Annotated in this window: 17 protein-coding genes and 2 pseudogenes; 14 read left to right on the top strand and 5 right to left on the bottom strand. The window is 63.4% G+C overall.

Features of this window, described 5'->3' with window-relative positions:
• Window positions 1-508: 508 nt before the first annotated feature.
• Complete coding sequence (locus PQI07_RS31735; RefSeq protein WP_274928834.1) at window positions 509-736, bottom strand: hypothetical protein; 228 nt, start codon at window positions 734-736, stop codon at window positions 509-511.
• A gap of 816 nt (window positions 737-1,552) precedes the next feature.
• On the opposite strand from PQI07_RS31735, the gene PQI07_RS31730 reads away from it, so the two are divergent.
• On the top strand, window positions 1,553-2,581 hold the full coding sequence (locus tag PQI07_RS31730) for a glucokinase (protein WP_274928833.1): 1,029 nt from the start codon (window positions 1,553-1,555) through the stop codon (window positions 2,579-2,581).
• A gap of 738 nt (window positions 2,582-3,319) precedes the next feature.
• Here PQI07_RS31730 and PQI07_RS31725 read toward each other — a convergent pair.
• Window positions 3,320-3,593: pseudogene (locus tag PQI07_RS31725) on the bottom strand (transposase); the annotation flags it as partial.
• A gap of 570 nt (window positions 3,594-4,163) precedes the next feature.
• Between PQI07_RS31725 and PQI07_RS38010 the strand changes: the two are divergent.
• Complete coding sequence (locus PQI07_RS38010) at window positions 4,164-4,697, top strand: porin (RefSeq protein ID WP_446720998.1); 534 nt, start codon at window positions 4,164-4,166, stop codon at window positions 4,695-4,697.
• On the opposite strand, the gene PQI07_RS31720 is transcribed toward PQI07_RS38010, so the two are convergent.
• Window positions 4,625-5,394, bottom strand: a protein-coding gene (locus tag PQI07_RS31720) for an IS5 family transposase (RefSeq protein ID WP_274928932.1) whose coding sequence is annotated in 2 segments (ribosomal slippage) — window positions 4,625-5,079 and window positions 5,079-5,394 — 771 coding nt in all. Because the reading frame shifts where the segments join, the coding sequence is not laid out codon by codon here. The two genes, PQI07_RS38010 and PQI07_RS31720, sit on opposite strands and share 73 nt — an antisense overlap.
• Before the next feature lie 13 nt (window positions 5,395-5,407).
• Between PQI07_RS31720 and PQI07_RS31715 the strand changes: the two genes are divergently transcribed.
• The 7 genes from PQI07_RS31715 (at window position 5,408) to istB (ending at window position 11,853) form a co-directional block, all read left to right on the top strand.
• Window positions 5,408-6,301, top strand: coding sequence for an OprO/OprP family phosphate-selective porin (locus PQI07_RS31715; protein WP_274928832.1), 894 nt, complete (start codon window positions 5,408-5,410; stop codon window positions 6,299-6,301).
• A gap of 58 nt (window positions 6,302-6,359) precedes the next feature.
• Entirely contained in the window at window positions 6,360-6,689 is a 330-nt protein-coding gene (locus tag PQI07_RS31710) for a hypothetical protein (RefSeq protein WP_274928831.1), read from the top strand.
• Window positions 6,690-6,789: 100 nt separating this feature from the next.
• Window positions 6,790-7,326, top strand: coding sequence for an MFS transporter (locus PQI07_RS31705; RefSeq protein ID WP_274928830.1), 537 nt, complete (start codon window positions 6,790-6,792; stop codon window positions 7,324-7,326).
• A 62-nt stretch (window positions 7,327-7,388) separates the two neighbouring features.
• Window positions 7,389-7,772, top strand: coding sequence for a DUF427 domain-containing protein (locus tag PQI07_RS38005; protein ID WP_446720997.1), 384 nt, complete (start codon window positions 7,389-7,391; stop codon window positions 7,770-7,772).
• A 71-nt stretch (window positions 7,773-7,843) separates the two neighbouring features.
• The gene (locus PQI07_RS31700; RefSeq protein WP_274928829.1) at window positions 7,844-8,098 is read left to right on the top strand and encodes a hypothetical protein; all 255 of its coding nucleotides are present in this window, start codon (window positions 7,844-7,846) and stop codon (window positions 8,096-8,098) included.
• 1,464 nt (window positions 8,099-9,562) lie between these two features.
• Entirely contained in the window at window positions 9,563-11,083 is a 1,521-nt protein-coding gene (istA, locus tag PQI07_RS31695; RefSeq protein ID WP_274928828.1) for an IS21 family transposase, read from the top strand.
• Window positions 11,080-11,853 (top strand): IS21-like element helper ATPase IstB, encoded by a 774-nt coding sequence (gene istB / locus PQI07_RS31690; RefSeq protein ID WP_274928827.1) that lies wholly within the window; start codon window positions 11,080-11,082, stop codon window positions 11,851-11,853. Before istA ends, istB begins: the two co-directional genes overlap by 4 nt.
• 44 nt (window positions 11,854-11,897) lie before the next feature.
• Here istB and PQI07_RS31685 read toward each other — a convergent pair.
• Window positions 11,898-13,141, bottom strand: a protein-coding gene (locus tag PQI07_RS31685; RefSeq protein WP_274928424.1) for an IS3 family transposase whose coding sequence is annotated in 2 segments (ribosomal slippage) — window positions 11,898-12,817 and window positions 12,817-13,141 — 1,245 coding nt in all. Because the reading frame shifts where the segments join, the coding sequence is not laid out codon by codon here.
• 124 nt (window positions 13,142-13,265) lie between these two features.
• Here PQI07_RS31685 and PQI07_RS31680 point away from each other — a divergent pair.
• Window positions 13,266-13,895: a plasmid pRiA4b ORF-3 family protein gene (locus PQI07_RS31680; protein ID WP_144765874.1), complete on the top strand. Its 630-nt coding sequence runs from the start codon at window positions 13,266-13,268 to the stop codon at window positions 13,893-13,895.
• Between the two features lie 168 nt (window positions 13,896-14,063).
• Here the strand turns inward: PQI07_RS31680 and PQI07_RS38000 are convergent, their stop codons facing one another.
• Complete coding sequence (locus PQI07_RS38000; RefSeq protein WP_446721006.1) at window positions 14,064-14,504, bottom strand: hypothetical protein; 441 nt, start codon at window positions 14,502-14,504, stop codon at window positions 14,064-14,066.
• On the opposite strand from PQI07_RS38000, the pseudogene PQI07_RS31670 reads away from it, so the two are divergent.
• The 4 genes and pseudogenes from PQI07_RS31670 to PQI07_RS31660 all read left to right on the top strand — a co-directional run.
• Window positions 14,487-15,035 (top strand): annotated as a pseudogene (locus PQI07_RS31670) (IS66 family transposase); the annotation flags it as partial. The gene PQI07_RS38000 and the pseudogene PQI07_RS31670 sit on opposite strands and share 18 nt — an antisense overlap.
• Window positions 14,933-15,316 (top strand): SDR family oxidoreductase, encoded by a 384-nt coding sequence (locus PQI07_RS37995; protein WP_446720996.1) that lies wholly within the window; start codon window positions 14,933-14,935, stop codon window positions 15,314-15,316. The pseudogene PQI07_RS31670 and the gene PQI07_RS37995, both read left to right, overlap by 103 nt.
• 713 nt (window positions 15,317-16,029) lie before the next feature.
• Window positions 16,030-16,206, top strand: coding sequence for a hypothetical protein (locus PQI07_RS31665; RefSeq protein WP_274928826.1), 177 nt, complete (start codon window positions 16,030-16,032; stop codon window positions 16,204-16,206).
• 355 nt (window positions 16,207-16,561) lie between these two features.
• The gene (locus tag PQI07_RS31660) at window positions 16,562-17,389 is read left to right on the top strand and encodes a haloacid dehalogenase type II (protein WP_274928825.1); all 828 of its coding nucleotides are present in this window, start codon (window positions 16,562-16,564) and stop codon (window positions 17,387-17,389) included.
• Window positions 17,390-17,391 lie beyond the last annotated feature (2 nt).

The raw sequence follows: 17,391 nt of genomic DNA, 5'->3' as shown, positions 1-17,391 counted from the left end.
GCGACGACCCCGGGAGCCACGACCTTGCCCGTACATGCGCCGTCCGTATCCGCCGCGGAGCCACCAGAGCCTCCCCTTGGAACCCGCCGTAGCCGACGCGGAAGTCACTACCAAACCCGCCGGCGTGGGATCCGCCGCCGTGAAAGACACCACCGTAACCGCGTGCATTAGCGCCGGTTGGAGCGAATGCGAGAGCGGCCAGCATCGCTTTCGAGGTAGAGCAAGACTTTTCATCAAGATCGTCTCCGATCTGAAAGTTCGCCCCTATCTACAACTTGACAATATGCTTGGGCGAGGCATCAGGCAGGCTTAAAAGGCCGGGCTGAGGAAAGATGATCCTCGGCCAAGTGCCTCCACACCGAGCATTAAGGGGCGGAGTTGCTGGATGCGGCTAGGTCAACTGCCTGCGCGCGCCAGAAATTCGGCCTCTGGCCGCGCAGGCGCCTGGCAAAGACCTGACTTTCGCGCCGTCAATCAGGCCGAATTAGAGCCGACTCCAGCCGCATCGTCAACGCAGGACGCCGGCCGGTCCACCCGCGTGCTGGCCCGAGTACTGGTAGGCAGGTGCCGCCCGGTAGTGAGCCTCCGAGGCCTCTGGCAGGCTCCCAGCGGCATTCCTGACGTAACCCGAGTAGGCCGAGGCCGGATAGGGGCTGTGCTTGCTGTCGAGGCCCTGCGCCAACACGGGGGAGGCAGCGACGACCAGGGCGACAGCGGCGAGCAGACGAACCTTCATGACAATCTCCACGGATGTTCCGTCGCGGTTGCGTTCGGTTCGTCCTTCTACCGGCCGGAAATGGGAGTTGTAATGTCGGTTAGGCTCCGAATCATGCTTGAACGTATCAACCACGGTGCGACCACGGATTGTGTGGACGGCTCAGTCGGTTGCTTGCGCTACCCAGTAGCGCGCCGGGTGCCCGGACCCAAGCCGGCTCGGCGCTCGCTGTGCCTCGCTCGGACGCCTGGACAACGCTGTCTTTCCGGGACATCACCGCGTCTACGGTGCCTGCGCGTTTCCATCACACCGCAGCACTACGAACCGCCACCAGCTCCGCCGCGCCCGGATCATGGCGGGTGTTGGCTCACCACGATGAATATCGACAGAGGACGATCGAACGCTGCTGGCGAAATGCGAATGGGATGAGCTGGGTGTAATGTCGTGTTTCTCGGAGTCCGCCTGTGTCGCTGAGCGCGCAACCAGCACTCGCGCCGCGGCCTTTTAATACCGCCCGGATCTTACCGAGGTTGGACGCACGGCTGCACATCGTGCTCAAGCCAAGCCGTTTGCGCTTACCGTCGCGGCAGTCATAATGCGAGCGGCAGGACGGATCGTGCACCGGCTGAGGCGGCCCGACGATACGGCAGAGGTTTCGGCGATACGCATCTTGGCGCGGTCGGCCGGAGCCGTGAGAAGGTGACGACATTCTGATGGGTGCGGCCGTCCTCGCACCGGGCCAGAGCGCCTGGACCCGAGCGTCGGATGGTGCCATCCACGCCGTCGGCAGGCCCGTATTCTGCCTGGTGCGGGCCAGAAACGAGAGGTAGCCTTTCGATGTTCGAGTTTCCGGTTCTGGTCGGCGACATCGGCGGCACGAATGCCCGCTTCGGCCTCATCGAGACGAAGGGCGATCAGCCCCGCCTCCTGTCGCACGAGGCCACCGCCGATCACACCGATCCGTCGAGCGCCATCAAGGCATCCCTGGCCAAGGGCGGGGACCACGCACCCCGACCGCGCTCGGCGATCCTGGCCATCGCCGGCCGGATCGACGGGCCCGAGATCCAGCTGACCAACGCCCGTTGGAAGATCGCCGGGCAGCGCATCGCCGAGGATTTCGGGCTCTCCTCCGCGGTGGTGGTGAATGATTACGTGCCGGTCGCGGCCGGTGCCGCCGATATCAAGCCGCACGACCTGTCGCCGGTCGGACCCTGTCCGCCAATTCCCGGCGGCGCCCGCGTGGTGCTTGGGCCCGGGACCGGTTTCGGCGCCGCGGCCCTGGTGCCCTACGCCGCCCATCTCGCGATCGTCTCGACCGAGGTCGGCCACACCGATTTCGGCCCCACCGACGATTTCGAGGAGAAAATCTGGCACGTCCTCGAGCGGGTGGAGGATCGCATCACCGTGGAGACGGTGCTGTCGGGGCCGGGTCTGGCGCGGCTTCACGCTGCCGTGGCCCATGTGCGTACCGGCCAACCGCACGAGAAGATGGATCCTGCGGCCGTGACCGAGGCGGGGCTCAGCGCCTCCGACCCGCACGCCGCTGAGACCCTGGAGCTGTTCGGGCGGCTGCTCGGCCGCGTTTGCGGCGACCTTGCGCTGACCTTCCTGGCGACGAGCGGCGTCTATATCGGCGGCGGCATCGCGCCCCGGATCCTCAAGGTTCTGCAGGAGAGCGGATTTCGCACGGCCTTCGAGCGGAAGGCTCCCTTCGCCGAGATGATGCGCCAGATCCCGACCAGCGTGATCACCGTTCAGGATCCGGCGTTCCGGGGGCTTGCCGCCCTGGCGAACGAGGGCGGCAAGTTCGTCTACCATGGGCAGGTGTGGCGGAAGGGGTCCCAGGCTGCGCCATCACCTTGGTGAGGCCGTTGCCGGCAGAGTAGCTTCGCTCCTGATTTTATCCGCGCCATCACCGCTACGTACCGCGTGCAATGACGGGCCATGGGTGGCGTTACGGGGTGTCCGGTTCTCACAAAGGCGCTAGCCCCCACGCGACGACAGTCCGGCCTACGCTTCACGGGCGGCGATCGAAGAATCGGCCCGCACACTGGGTGCCGCCGCATGTCCCCATCCCGAACAACGCCGTGTGGCGTCGCGAACGCCCCCGGGCACATCAACAGGGGGGTACACGCCATAACAGTTCGGGCGCTCACGTCGCTCGAGATAATCGCATGCGTGTCCTGCAGCACATTCAACCGGTGAGCTTGAGCATAGATTTTCCTCAATGACGGCACCCGGCGGCCGCGGCGTGGAGATCGTCATGTCCCTCTCATCCCGCCAAGTCCTGCTCAGCGGTGTTGTCGTACCTGCAGGAGCCTTGCTCGTTGGTGCATATGTCGCCCTTGTCAGCCTTGCTCTGCCGAGGCACTTCGTTTGAATGCCTAAGCTGCAGCTGTTCTGGCGCAGGGCGGCTCTCCAGCTGTGTCGCAATACGCCGTTTTCAGATCTTTCCGTCGCTCGTGACTACACCGTACGCGTTCTGATTACTAAATAACGGTCGTGTTCCATCGAGCCCTCATTGCTGTTGCTTTCGCCGTTAGGGCGCAAGCCGCGCCCGGTCGGGCACAGATCCAAGAGGAGTCTTAAGACCCGCTTTGAGCATTCAGCGCACACGGCGGGCCTCACCACTTTCGCTTACACACTTCTTGCAGCATGGAGCGGTCCAGCGTCAGGTCGGCGACCAATCGTTTGAGCTTACCAATCGCGTTCTCTAGCTGCTTGAGCCGCCGGATCTCCGGCACGCCCATGCCGACGAACTGCTGTTTCCAGCGGTAAACGTCGGCTCAGAGAAGCTCAACTTCCGGCAGATCTCGTCCGCAGCCGCACTGTTTTGAAGCTCATCGCCGGATGAACGCGTTCTGTTCGTAAAGCGTTTGCAGGCATGGCATCCACCCTCCTAGGGCTTCGTAATGCCCGAAGCAATTGCGCTCAGCGTAGACCATTTTGTTGGATCAAGGTCAATACATCAAACACAGCTCTACATCAACTCTTGGGCCATATGCCAAGGCCACAACCTAAAGCCATGCGATGAAGGAAACCGGGACGGAGAAAGAATTTGTATAAGTGAAAGGAGAGCGACATAGCTCCCCTATTTGGAACGGACGCATTGTTGACCCACCATGATAGCCTATGCCGGTTAGCTACGCTGATAGCTGGTGCGCTGGCGTGTGAAGCTAAACGCTGATGTTGCAACCGCGAACCGGTAGCGGAAGCTTTCTGCCGCCGGACACCAGGTCCGCGGCAGGCCGCCATGCGCTGCTGTGAGCGTGTTCTGTTACCAATGAAATCATTATGTAATAATTTTGTAGCTTCAATATGAAAGTCCGGTATCCCGACGTCGAGATCGAGGCACATAAGCTGCGAATAGCCTGACAAGACAGCTGACCATCAGCCAACGCTATTGCCCATGTGGGATTCAGAACCAGTTCGGATTTGAGGTCTATTTATGAGAACGCCTCGTTTAACGGGCCTAATTACCTTAATATTCATCTTTGCGTTTGATATGTCGATCTATTCTGCGTCAGCGGAAGACATTGAAAGTAATATTAAGTCGCCAACTTTCACGCGAATGTTTTTTACGCCTGATCTTCGACTTGAGCTTGACGAAAAAGGCATCGCCATAAAATCGGTAGATGACGTTATGAAATTCCGCATCGGCGGCCGATTGCAGCTAGATCCTACATTTGGCGAAACAACCCCAAGAATCAAGGATGGCTTCGGGTCCAATATCGAGGTGCGACGCGCTTGGATTGAGACCTATCTGACTATCAACAATGCTATCGACTTCGCCTTTCAGTACGATCTCAATACGGATCGCACTCCTATTAACGACGCCGCTGTCAGTTACCACGGCGGAAGTGGTCTGATCGTCACACTTGGAAATTTCAAGGAGCCTTTTAGGGCGTGTCATCGCTTGAGCCAGTCGAGGGCTGCGGCGAGGGACAGGACGCCTACGAAGCTGGCGGCGGTTTTCTCGTAGCGGGTTGCGATGGCACGCCATTCCTTGAGCCTCGCCCAAAGGCGCTCGACCTGATTGCGGTTGTTGTAGATCCAGTCCGGGCAGGCGACGGGGGTCTCGTGGCGCTGAGGCGGGATCGCGGGGCGCGCACCCATGTCCCAGATGTGCTCGCGGAAGGCGTGACTGGTGTAGCCGCGGTCTGCGACCACCCACTTGGGCACGCTTGGCAGTTGGTCGAGCAATGGAACCGCATGGGGCAGCTCGTGCGCCTGCCCCGGTGCCAGCCGGAAGGCGATGGCGCGGCCCCGCCCGTCAGCGATCACGCAAGCCTTGGTGCCATAGCCGCCACGCGAGCGGCCAACTGCTTCACGAGTGTCTCGCTCGGCCCCAGATCCCCCCTTTTGGCGGCACCGGCCGCCTTTTGGTGCGCGCGTATGTTCGTGCCGTCGAGAAACACCATCCCGAGTTGAACCCCGCGCTCCTGCACGAGGCTGAGGAGCCGTTCCCAGACGCCAGCACGGGACCAGCGGATGAAGATCTGCGCGGCCCGCCACCAGGGACCAAGATCCTCCGGAATGGCCCGCCATTTCGCCCCGTTCTGGTGCCGCCAGAGAATGGCCGAGAGCGTGCGTTGCAGGTCCTGCGGTGGCGTCTTGGCCTTCGGACGGCACGCCTCGACCAGCGGCTCCAGCTCAGACCATTGCGCGTCGCTCAGCATCATCCCTCCCGCCTTGGAGAAAGGAAAACGCAAGCCTCACCAGTCGGTTCAGGCGACAACAGTCCCTAGCCTTCAGCAACTAATTAGCGACAACAACACCACCTTTGTTGAACGCGGCCTGTCAGATGCTCTAGTCCCCGCCCGCAACACCGGGCTTGCAGTTGCCAGCTACGGTGATCGCTGGACTCTAACTGGAGGAGTGTTCGGTGGAAACATCAATACTGGCATTGAACTCGGTGGTATCGCAGGAACTGCACGCTTTACCTACGCACCAATCCTAAGCGAAACGGAGGTGCTGCATCTTGGCATTGCCGGCAGCTTCCGCTCCTACGACGAGAACGATCGCAGCCTCTCCTTCTCGTCCAAGCCTGAGGCCTTTGTATTTCAGACATCACTAATCAACACTCGTGCGATCCAGAGCGCGGGCAATCTCGCTAGGCTCGGCCTCGAGGCTGCCTACCAGAACGGGCCATTCCGCTTGCAAGGCGAGTACATCCACGTTGCGGTAGGACGGGAAGGCGCGCTGCAGAGCGCCGGCTTCGACGGCGGCTACGTCGAGGGTGCTTGGATCATCAACGGTTTAGGTCGTTCTTACCAGCTTCAGACAAGTTACGGCGCCGATCTCGCAATTTTTAAGGGAATTCAGGTCGGAGAAGAGCAGCGGATCACCAGGGGTGGAAGCGGCGTTTTTGAGCTCGCCACACGCTATAGCATTCTGAACCTAAAAGACCGATCGATCACCGGCGGCATCGAACGTGACTGGACAGCGGGATTCAACTGGTACCCGGATAGGAACATACGATTGATGGCCAACTACATCCGTGCGAAAGCGGATGGATCGCCCTTGGTTGGCCGACGAAAGATCGACGCCGATATCGCTGAGTGCCGGCTGCAGCTCTACTGGTGAATCGTAAGTCAGCTCAGCCTACATCTTCACGCATTTCCATAAATGGAGGAGGTCCGGCGTGCGCCTCGACCTTGATGACAATGGCGGGTGGCTTATTCAGCCTGCAGAGTTGGCCCGCCGGCTCAGGATTGAAGAGGCAGCCCTGCTAAGGCAGGGGTTGCTTGGGCTGATAGATAGCCGCCTTGATCTCGGATATGCGCACGATGAGGGCCGCTCGCAGGTGACTATCAGCGTCGGCAAGTTCAGCTGGCAAGGTACATTCGGGCCCGATGGTTTCTTGCTCACCGAGTTCCGGTGGAATCGTCAGCCGAGCACCATGGCTGCGAACCGAAGAACTGCTCTGCGGATCGGCTCAAACGACGATGGCAGCTACGTGGTAGACGGCTGAGCTCAATAGCAATAGCACCGTCGCGCCAGTCGCCGGAATGGCTCACGGTCTCCCGTTCCGTGCCCCGAGGGCATGGCTCGTCGCTTTGCTCTTCGCCTGCGTGAACTTGCTGTTCTACGCCGTCCTGGCCTGGACGGCACCGATGTATCAGGAGGCGGAGCTCACGGCTGCAAGGGCCGGGCAGATACTTGCGACGTTCACGGCGGTCTTCACGATCGCAAACCCCATCTTGGGATGGCAGAGCAAGTCCCACGATTGTCGGTTGTGGCTGGAGGCTAGCGCCGGTCTCGCTATGCTTGGCCTTGACATTCTGGCTGTCGCGCCACTTTCAGCCCCGTTCCTATCGATCCCGTTGTTCGCGTTTGGGCTCGGCGGAACCTTCATGCTTGGAATGGCCTTGCCGATGGGCAACACAGACAACTCGGCGGAGGCGAACGCCTGGAACGCGTTCGTGCAGATGATCGGCTACTTGATTGCGGCAGGTGGCCCCTTGGCGGTGGGTCGGCTTCGCGACGCGGCGGGCGGTTTCACGCTCGGCTTTCAGTGCCTCACCGGCGTTGCCCTGCTGATGGTGGCGTTGTCGCCGTTTCCAGAGCCCCGGACGTCCAATGCCTCTCGGGCAATGGCGCAGGCTTAGCAGTTAGACCGACCTTTCGCTTTTCCTCACGGAAAACGCCGAGGCACAGTGGGAGTTGATCGATGTTTGTTGCAACTTGGAACGGTGACGAGATCGCCGGGAGTCCTCCCTGCATCCTTGTCGAGAACCGTCTCTACTACCCACCTGAAAGCGTTCAACCCGGCGCGCTGAGGCCAGCAAGCGGCAGTAGCCAATGTTACTGGAAGGGAGGCTCGGACACTTACTTTGATATACTTGCTGGAGACCTAGTGAATGCTGGCGCAGCATGGACCTATGAGGAAACCGCCCCGATCGCGCGGCCGATCGAGAACTGGGTGGCGTTCTGGCACGCCGTGGAGAGTCGCTGGGTGGGCGATGGTGAGGGCCGGCCGCAGGTTCTCGAACATGCGGTACCCAGACCGTTCATGGATCCCCTGAGGAACACCTGCAGTCTGCCGGATGTCTAAGCCGACGCTGACGAAGCGATCTCAAGAGACGGCGAACAGTGGATCCGACCGGAGCGGGTCAGGCGTGGATAATGGCGGAGGCCGTCGCCCGTGCGTTCGAGGAGCACAGCGGCACGTTGAGCGGCCTCAGCCGCGAGGCGCTCGCCCGTGATGTCGGGCATATCCTCCAGCCACTCCTGAGCACCTGTACGAACGCGGAGTGGATCGAGGCCATCAACGCGCGTCTCGACCTGCTGGAAGGCGACACAGACAAGCCTGGACCTCGGCTCGTGCGGTTCGAGGCAAATGGCGTCGCGGAGATGACGGCACCGATGGACGGTCCCTGAGATGTCCGCGATGCATCCTGATCAAGGCACCCTGCGCGTGGATTTTTGCGGTGTACTCAGGGGTACCTCGGTCTAGGGGCTCGCCGCGCGTGGCCACTGAGGCCAAACGTCCGACAGCGGATTAGCGGAGCAGTTGGCGGCTCGGACGCTGCGACATGCCCGAGCCGCCTGCCGCAAGCCGGTTGAGGCGGGCTTGACGACGAATACGCATTAACACCTTGAAATTACAGAACGGCTACAAGAAGGGCCGATATCGTGTCACCGCACTGTTTAAGTATTTCAACTGAAACAGAGATAACTCCTAGCGCTCCGCTGCTATGTGGCTGAGGCATTGCTCACCGTAGCCAATCGTCTATCACGTTCCGGCCGTCTTTGCTGCGATGACAGCCTCGCACAGTGCATCTTTTGGCGGTCTGTTATGATAATCTCTGCGCTTCTATTCGCCGCCGGAATACTAGCTGGAGGCACGCGGCAGATTGAGGTACTGATTATAAACTCACTATTAATTTTTATTGTTTTTTAGATGTTTTGGCTCGTTAACGGTATTATTGATTATCTCAGATTTGTCGTCCTGTTCGGTTATCTCTCTGCTTATCAGGCGGGGTATCTCGTTGGTGCTTACTCTTGTAAATCTTCTAATTGCGATTGACTTTTGTCGGGCTATTGCGTCGGCGCTGACCGCCTCAACCATGAGCCCTGCGCGCCATCCGCCCAGCCGCCGCCCAGATGTCGCGCATCCTTAGAGTTACGATCCTTCCGTACGACGGGGCGCTTAACCCGACTGCATCAAAGAATTGGATCGGTCCCGGCGGCCGGCCGGCGTGCCCTCCGCCGGAACTGGCCCCACGAACCCCTGACCTCTCCAAGCGTTGGTTCAGGGTCAGGAGGGCCCCATGGCCTACGACCAAAGCGGCAGCGCAAATCTGTCCGAGAACGAACGTAAAGCTAGTGAGTGCGCCGGTCGGAAGCGGCTCGGTGAGAATGGGCACCCACAGATGCGGCCGACGCCCAAGGAGCAGCACGCAGCCGACCGCACCAGGACGACTGTGAAGCACAGCCTGAAGCGCGGCTTGCAGGAGACTGACCGGTCGGCAGGCGAGAGTTAGGTCGTAGGTTAGCAGAGGCTGGGTCATGGCACGCGCCCTCCGATCCCTGCCCACACGCTCTTCAGGACGATAGCGCGCCAGTCCGCGTTCGTCAGATCCATCTTCGTGACCGAGATCAACGCCGCGCTCAACGCGTCGGAGCCACCGGCAGCATGGATGGCATCTCCGATCCGGCGAAGCTCAGCCCGGCAGGCAGTGCCGATCGGGTCCGTGGTGAGACCGGGCAGGTCAAGCTGGCCTTAGTGCGGGATCGGCGTCCTGTGTGACGCCAATTACGATTGCCGCCTGACGACGATTGGGATGGCCGGTTCGACGTGAGGGCGCGCAGCCTTCCCCCGTAATCACGGGGAGAGGTCTGATGCCGGGCTTGCACGTCACCGACCGACAGGTCCGGCGCTACATGACCTCACGACGGGAAGGCCAGACGCAGGCTGTCGCGGCAGCCCAGGCCGGCTTCAGCGAGCGTACCGGGCGGCGCATCGAGGCCGGTCCGACACTGCCGAGCCAGAAGCCGCCGCGCGCCTATCGCACCCGCGCCGATCCCTTCGCCGAGGTCTGGCGTGAGGAACTGGTCCCTCTGCTAGAGGCCGTGCCCCACATCCGGGCCACCAGCCTGCTCGAAGAACTCGACCGCCGCCATCCCGGGCGCTTCGGTGAGGGCGTGCTGCGCTCCCTGCAGCGGCGCGTCGCCCACTGGCGCGCCACCCAGGGGCCCGAGCGCGAGCTGATCTTCCGTCAGGAGCATCCGCCCGGGCGACAGGCGCTCTCGGACTTCACCGACGGATCCAAACTCGGCGTCACCGTAGCGGGCCGACCCTTCCCGCATCTGCTCTACCACTTCTGGCTCGCCTACTCGGGCTGGCGCTTCCTCAAAGCGATCTGCGGCGGCGAGAGCTTCACCGCGCTGACCGAGGGCCTGCAGGACGCCCTCTGGCAGCTCGGCGGCGTGCCCCGCGAACACCGTACCGACCGGCTCTCGGCCGCCTACCGCAATCTCGCCACCCGTGACGACGAAGCCGAGGGCTACGCCGCCTTCTGCCGGCACTACGGCCTGGAGCCGACCCGCAACAATGCCGGCCTCGCCCATGAGAACGGCTCCGTGGAGGCGGCCCATGGCCATCTCAAGCTCGGCCTGAGCGAGGCGCTGGAGCTGCGCGGCTCGAAGGACTTCGCCGATCTGGCCGCCTACCAGGCCTTCCTGCAGGACTATGCCCTGCGCAGGAACGCCGCCGTGCGCGACGCCCTGGCGGTGGAGCGTGCCGCCCTCGCGCCGCTGCCCATCTACCGCACCAGCGACTACAGCGTCGCCAGCGCGGGCGTGACGCGCTTCGGCACCATCTCGGTGCGCAACGTCCTCTACACCGTCCCCTCGCGCCTCGTGGGTTGCCGCCTCACGGTGCACGTCTACGACGACCGCCTCGTCTGCCACCTGGGGCTCACACCCGTGCTGACGCTGGCGCGCCGGCACTTCAAGCGCGGCGGCCCGCTCCTGCGCGTCGTCGACTACCGCCACCTCGTCCACGCCCTGGTGCGCAAGCCGCAGGCCTTCCGGCACTCGGTCTTCCGCGAGGACCTGTTCCCCCGCACGGCCTTCCGACGCGCCTGGGACGTCCTCGACGCCCACCTCGACCCACGTCAGGCCTGCCGCGTCTACGTCGGGCTCCTGCACCTGGCCGCCACCCATGCCTGCGAGGGCCAGCTCGCCGATCATCTCGAGGCCGTCATCGATGCCGGTCGCCTGCCCGACCTCGATACCGCGCGCGCCACCGTCGCCCCGCGTGCCTCGAGCACCCCGCTCGTGCGCGTCAGCGCGCCGGATCCGGCCCCCTACGACCGCCTGCTGCCGTCCCTCAGCGCCACCCCGGATCCCACGCCATGACCAAGACCGACGCCGCCAAGCTGCCGGTGATGCTCACCAGCCTGCGCCTGCCGACCATCGCCCGTCTCTGGCAGGAACTCGGGGCCTGCGCCGATCGCGAGGGCTGGGGCGCGGCCCGCTACCTCGCCACCCTGTGCGAGCACGAAGTCCAGGAGCGTCACACCCGCCGCATCGCTCGCCACCTCGCCGAGGCGGACCTGCCTATGGGCAAGACGCTGCAGAGCTTCGAGTTCGCCTCCGTGCCGAGCCTGCGCAAAGCCCACGTGCTCGCCCTCGCCGGCGGCGATGCCTGGCTCGACCAGGGGGCGAACATTTTGCTCTTCGGCCCCTCCGGCACCGGCAAGTCTCATCTGGCGGCGGCCCTCGGCACGGCGCTGGTCGAGAACGGCCACCGCGTCCTGTTCACCCGCACCACCGACCTCGTCCAGAAGCTGCAGGCGGCCCGACGGGATCTCTCGCTGCCGAGCCTTCTGTCCAAGCTCGACCGCTACGACTGCCTGATCCTCGACGATCTCGGCTACGTGCGGAAGGATCAGGCGGAGACCAGCGTGCTGTTCGAGCTCATCGCCGAGCGCTACGAGCGGCGCTCGCTGATCACCACCTGCAACCAGCCCTTCAGCGCATGGGACCAGATCTTCCCCGACCCAGCTATGACCGTGGCGGCCATTGATCGGCTCGTCCACCATGCCACCATCCTGGAACTCAACACCGAGAGCTACCGTCGTCGCGCGGCAGCCAGAGCCGGGGCAGAGGCCTCGACGGCAGCCTAATCGTCGCTGTACCGCCCGCGGATTGTGAGACACCGATCTGAAGCCTACGCGGCCAAGGCCGCGGGTGGAAGCTGCGCGGTGCGAATGGCGGCTGGTGGTCGGAAGCCGTGCCGCTCGATCAGCCACGTCTCATTGTAGAGGTCGCGAAAGGCCAGCAAAGCGCGACGCAGGTCCTCGACCGTGTCGAAGTGCTTCACCCACAGCAGGTTCTCCTTGAGCGTGCGGATGAAGCGCTCGGCGCAGCCGTTTCCTTCCGGTGCGCGCACGAAGGCGGGCGAAGTTGCGATGCCCAGGAACGCCAGTTCCGCCTGGAAATCGTCCGACATGTACTGGCTGCCGTGGTCGTGCCGGACACTCAGGCCGGAGGCGATCTCGGCCGTAAAGCCGCCGAAGCGCTGCCGCACACCCTGGCGGATCGGCTCCAGCGCCTCGAACCGTGTGGCCCGACGCGCCGCATGGATGCCCACGCACTCGGCCGAGCAGTGGTCGACGGCCACGAACACCGCAACCTGGCCCTCAGCCGTCCAGGTGGTGGTCAGATCGGTGCCCCACATCGTGTCCACCCTCTCCGGGATGATGGTGCCGTCGTGATTGCGCGGGCCGCGCGGCGCGCCGACACGTGCGGGGGCGAGCAGATCATGGGCGCGCATCAGGCGCAGCACGCGGCGTTTGGAGGTGCGTACGCCCTTGAGGCGCAGCCGCGCCCAGACCTTGCGGTGACCCTCGCCGTGAAAGGGGCTGTCCGTGAGGATGGCGCGGATCTGCGTAAGCAGCGCCGCATCCGGCATCGGCCCGACCGGGCCGGGACGCCGCGACGGCACGGGCCGGGAAGGTGAGAGGTGCCGGTGGACGGTGGCGCGCGACACGCGCCAGATCCGACACACCCGGGCCAGTCCGTAAACTTTGCCGCTGGCAGGCGAGACGGCCCGGCTCATGGCCGCGACCGCCTGCGGGCCAAAGGGCCGGGGCCGCGCGCCTCCAGGGCGGCGATCTTGGCCTCCAGCAACTCGCGCTCGATCAGCATCTCACCGAGCTTGGCCTTCAGCCGCCCACTCTCCAGCGCGTCCGCATCAAGGGGCCGGGTCGCCAAGCTCGCTTCGCCCGCCATCAGGAAGGCGTCGCGCCAGCCCGACAAGGTCGCGGCGGTCACGCCCAGACTGCGTGAGACGCTCTCCAGGTCCTCGCCGCGCAGCAGCCGCAGCACCGCATCCCGCTTGCGCTGCCGGGACATGCGCCCGCCGCGACCAGGACCAACTGCACCTGCATCTGCCTTCGTATCCGTGCTCATCGTCCTCACCCCTGTCGCGGAGACCGTCCGCTAACGGGGTGTCTCAAGCAACCGGGAGGCGGAGGATCGCCGAGGTCCGGGATAGTTGACGCCGCCTCCGAGCCGGTCTGCTCTGGGGGCCATGATGTTCGAGCCTCCCAATGCCTTGCAGATCCACGTCGCGATCGACGGGATCGAGCCCGCGGTCTGGCGTCGGCTCGTGGTCCCCTACACGTGGCATCTGGGCGAGCTGCACCTGGCCATCCAGGCGGCCTTCAACTGGTGGAACTCCCACCTGCACGAGTTCCGGATCGGCGGCCTGCGCTACGGCGATCCCGATGCGGATGAGTGGGGCAGCGCCGATGATCCGCGCGTGTTCGACGAGCGCGAGGTGCGCCTGCTCGACTTCGATCGCGAGCCTGGGCTGGGCTTCACCTATCTCTACGACTTCGGCGACGACTGGTACCACACCGTCACGCTGGAACGGCCCCTGGTCCTCGAAGCCCGGCCGCGCCACGCCACCTGTCTCGACGGAGCCCGGGCCCGGCCGCCGGAGGACGTCGGCGGGCTCGGTGGCTACGCGAACTTCCTGGCCATCATGGCCGATGCCGACGACCCCGAGCATGCCGAGATCCGGCGCTGGTGCGGTGGCCACTTCGACCCCGACTGGTTCGACCGCGCCGTCGTCGACAAGGACCTGAAGAGCGCGCTCAAGCCCAACGTCCGCCGACGCCTGCACCAGCCCAAACCGATACGTCCCGAGCGGCCATCGTAGTCGACGCCCTCAGGACAACGAAATTGTCGTTGCACAGCGTCCCGTCCTGCCAGGACACGGAGCCGGACTGGATCGCCTCCAGGTGCGCTGGGTGACAGCGCTCCAGATCGCCCTTCACGATGATCTGTAGGAGCGCATCGGCGGCGGTTTTGAGGGTGGGCGCGGTGCTCATGCTGCCTCGCGGAGGCTGTCGAAGAACTGCTCCAACTCCAGGTCGTGATCATCCCAGATATCGCCGACCTTGAGGGCGAACACCTCCATCACGCCGTCCGCGCGCCGGATGATGCACCATGGGTCGAAGTCGCAGCCGGGATGTACGGGCCACTGGGCCAGCTCGACGGCCGTCTGACGGCGCAGGTGGTATTCGCGGTCCGGGTGAGCCTGGAACCACATGCGGTCGATCTGGGTGGCGTGCATCGTCATCTCCTCAGGCTGCAGGGCGGTTCGCGCCGACGGCACGCGCTGCAGCCGTTCGATCTTGGCCTGCTCCGCGCGTCGGCGCCGCGTTGCCCATTCCCCAATTACGCGCAGCGATCCTCGGAAGCCCTGGCCCTTCGCCCTGCGCCAAAGCTCGGTCGCATTGCGGCTGCCAGCATGATGGACGGGCATCGACCTGCGGTGTGGATCTCGGATCGCTACACCGCCCAACAGGGCCACGCCACCGAGCACCAGACCTGCTTGGCGCATTTGGGCCGCGACGTTGCCTACGTTCTCGAGGTCAGCGAGGATCCCGTCCCCTGGCGCCTGCAGCTCTGGCTGGGAAGCGTGTTCGCCCTGACCGAGCGCGTCACCGACTTGGCCGCCGCGACGCTCTCGGCCAAGCGCCGCAGCCTGGATCGGCAACTCGGCGCCATCCTGACCACGCCGAGCCGCTGTGACCTGACCCGCGACCTGCAAGCCAAGATCAGCCGCGCCCGCGATCAGCTCCTGGTCGTCCTCGCCTATCCCGGAAGGGTCGAGCCGACCAACAACGGCTCCGAGCGGCTGCTTCGTCCGGCTGTCGTGCAGCGGAAGGTCACCAACGGCTACCGCGCCATGTGGGCGGCCGAGGGCGAGGCCGCCATCCGCACCGTCGTCGACACCGCGCGCCTCACAGGCAGCAGCCCCTTCGGCGCCATCCTCAAAACTATCGGCGCCTGAGCCCTGCCATCACAGCTGTAGAAGCGCTTGGCCGTGGGCTGGCGCTGGAGCTCGCCCCAGTGCGTGCCAACATCGTTGCGCCGGGTATCATCCGCACGTCGCATTGGGATAGGTTGCCCGAACAGGATCGTGAGGCTTTTTTTGCGGACAGCGGCGCCGCTCTGCCTGCCGGGAGGATTGGCGTTGCTGAGGATGTTGCTGAGACCTATCTTACTCACATGCGTAGTCCGTTTACGACGGGCCAGACTATTGTTGTCGATGGTGGCATGCTGCTCGTATAAGCGCATACCATCCGATCCATTGCGCAGACTTGCATGCCTCGCGGCGCGCGGATCCTCTGTCCGCGTCTCTGCACTAACAACGGCAGCGATGTCTGCTTCGATGCCTTTATCGCTCGGAAGCGGACCGGCGACAATCCATCTACCCCGGTCGTCGGGCTCTGCTTCACCGGCGACCTGGAACTAGATACGCCCTGGGCGCTGGGTCGCGCACGACCGCAGAACGCCGCGTCGCTCCGTAACCAGCCCTTATGCGGGCGGTATGTGACAGAGAAACCTTCGTTTTTCAGACATGCGGCATGATAGGATAAAAGCCCTGGTAGGGGGGAGGCCGTGTGAAAACGCTGCGGTACTGATAGTCTGAAGGCCGGCTGCACGCGTATCTTTTCGGAAAAAGCTTCGGGCTCAAACCGCGGATGGCCGGAGCTGACGGCCGCGCTCGACTACATGCGTGAGTGACACTTTCGTAGTGTTGAGACTCAATCGCCTGGCGCCCTCGCCGTCCAAGCTCATTCAGATGATAGGGGGGCTTGTGAGCGTGCGGGATCGAGCTGTGCTCGCTGGACGAACCGATCGACGCGTTCACCAGCGCGTGACGGCTGACCTTCAATCTCTTCGAGGCGCTGACCGAGTTCGAGCGCGACGTGATCCGTGACTGGACAAGGGCCGGCTTAGAGGCTGCGCCGGCGCGGGGGAGGAAGGATGGTCGCCCGCGCATGCTGACCGACAAGGATCTACCCGTGGCGCGCGCGATGCCGACGGCCGATCCGCCGGCGTCGTTTGCAGAAACGGCTTGCCGGCTAACGGTCGGCCCGGCGACACTCAACGGCTATGTCCCGGTCAATCATCAGCCTGGCCCGAGCGGATTTCACTCCGATCGGAATTGCCCTTAGAAGCTCCGGCGTCGTGAGGCTGCGTCCAGAGTTACCAGCGGACCAGCTCACGGTAAGTGACGCGGCCATCGAAGCAAAGAGCACTTCAAGCTACGCGATGTCGTGTCTTCTACTCCAGTCTTGCAAGCCGTGAATAAATTTGTTTCTTTCTAATATTTGAGGTGCCACTTGGCGCCCTGACCGACGACGCCCCACGTTGATTGTAGCTCAGGTAAGTCAAATTCTTGCAAAGCCGCCTAATTCGTTTTAGCTGATTTGTGTGGGATGGCTCGCGGGCTGGAGGCGGGCATTCGTGCTGGACTGAAACCCAATCTTTGAAAACGCACCCCGTAGCTGAAAGCAGGAGGCCGTGGTTATGAACGAGAAGGATCTTCCGGTGATGGGACGTCGCGGCTTGATTGCAAGCCTGGGCACTGCCGCAGCCGGGGAACTCATCGTCAGCGTCACGCCGAGCGTGGCTGCGGCGCCAACGGTGACGGAAGGGAAGCCCATACAAGAACGGGCACCGTCAATCCTAGTCTTCGATATAAACGAAACGACGCTGGACATTGACCATACTGCGCCAGTGTTCCAGCGCGTGTTCGGTGACAAAGCCGTCCTGCGGGAGTGGTTTGCCCAGCTCGTTCTCTATTCCAACGCCATTACGCTCGCGGGTCCCTATGCAACCTTCTTCGAGCTCGGCGTCGGCGTGCTCAAGATGCTCGCGGATATCCATCGCGTATCGTTAAAACCCTCTGACATTGACGAACTCCGCAACCGCTTCCAAACGATGCCGCCGCATCCTGATGTCGTGCAGGGACTTACCGAACTGAAGGGACAGGGCTTCCGTCTCATTGCATTCACCAACTCGCCGCCGGTCAAGCCCACTCCGGCAGAAAATGCTGGCCTCTACAAGTTCTTCGAACGGGAATTCAGCATCGATCGCGTCCGGCGATTCAAGCCGGCGGCACAATGCTATCATATGGTAGCCGAAGAATTAGGCGTTGAAATGGCCGACTGTGGCATGGTCGCGGCGCACGTATGGGACACGTTGGGGGCGCAAGCCGCAGGTTTCTCCGGTGGCGCCTTGATTACCCGCGGTGTCAACGCACCGCTCCGGGTCGCTAACATCCCGCAGCCTCAGATCGTCGTCCCTGATTTTGTCGCACTGGCGGCGGAAACCGCCAAGGTCTGGCGCCAGTAAAT

Source organism: Methylobacterium sp. 092160098-2, from assembly GCF_028920805.1.
In the GTDB taxonomy this organism is placed as follows: domain Bacteria; phylum Pseudomonadota; class Alphaproteobacteria; order Rhizobiales; family Beijerinckiaceae; genus Methylobacterium; species Methylobacterium fujisawaense.
Note: the sequence above shows the minus strand (reverse complement) of the source record. Positions and strands in the feature narration are given on the sequence as shown.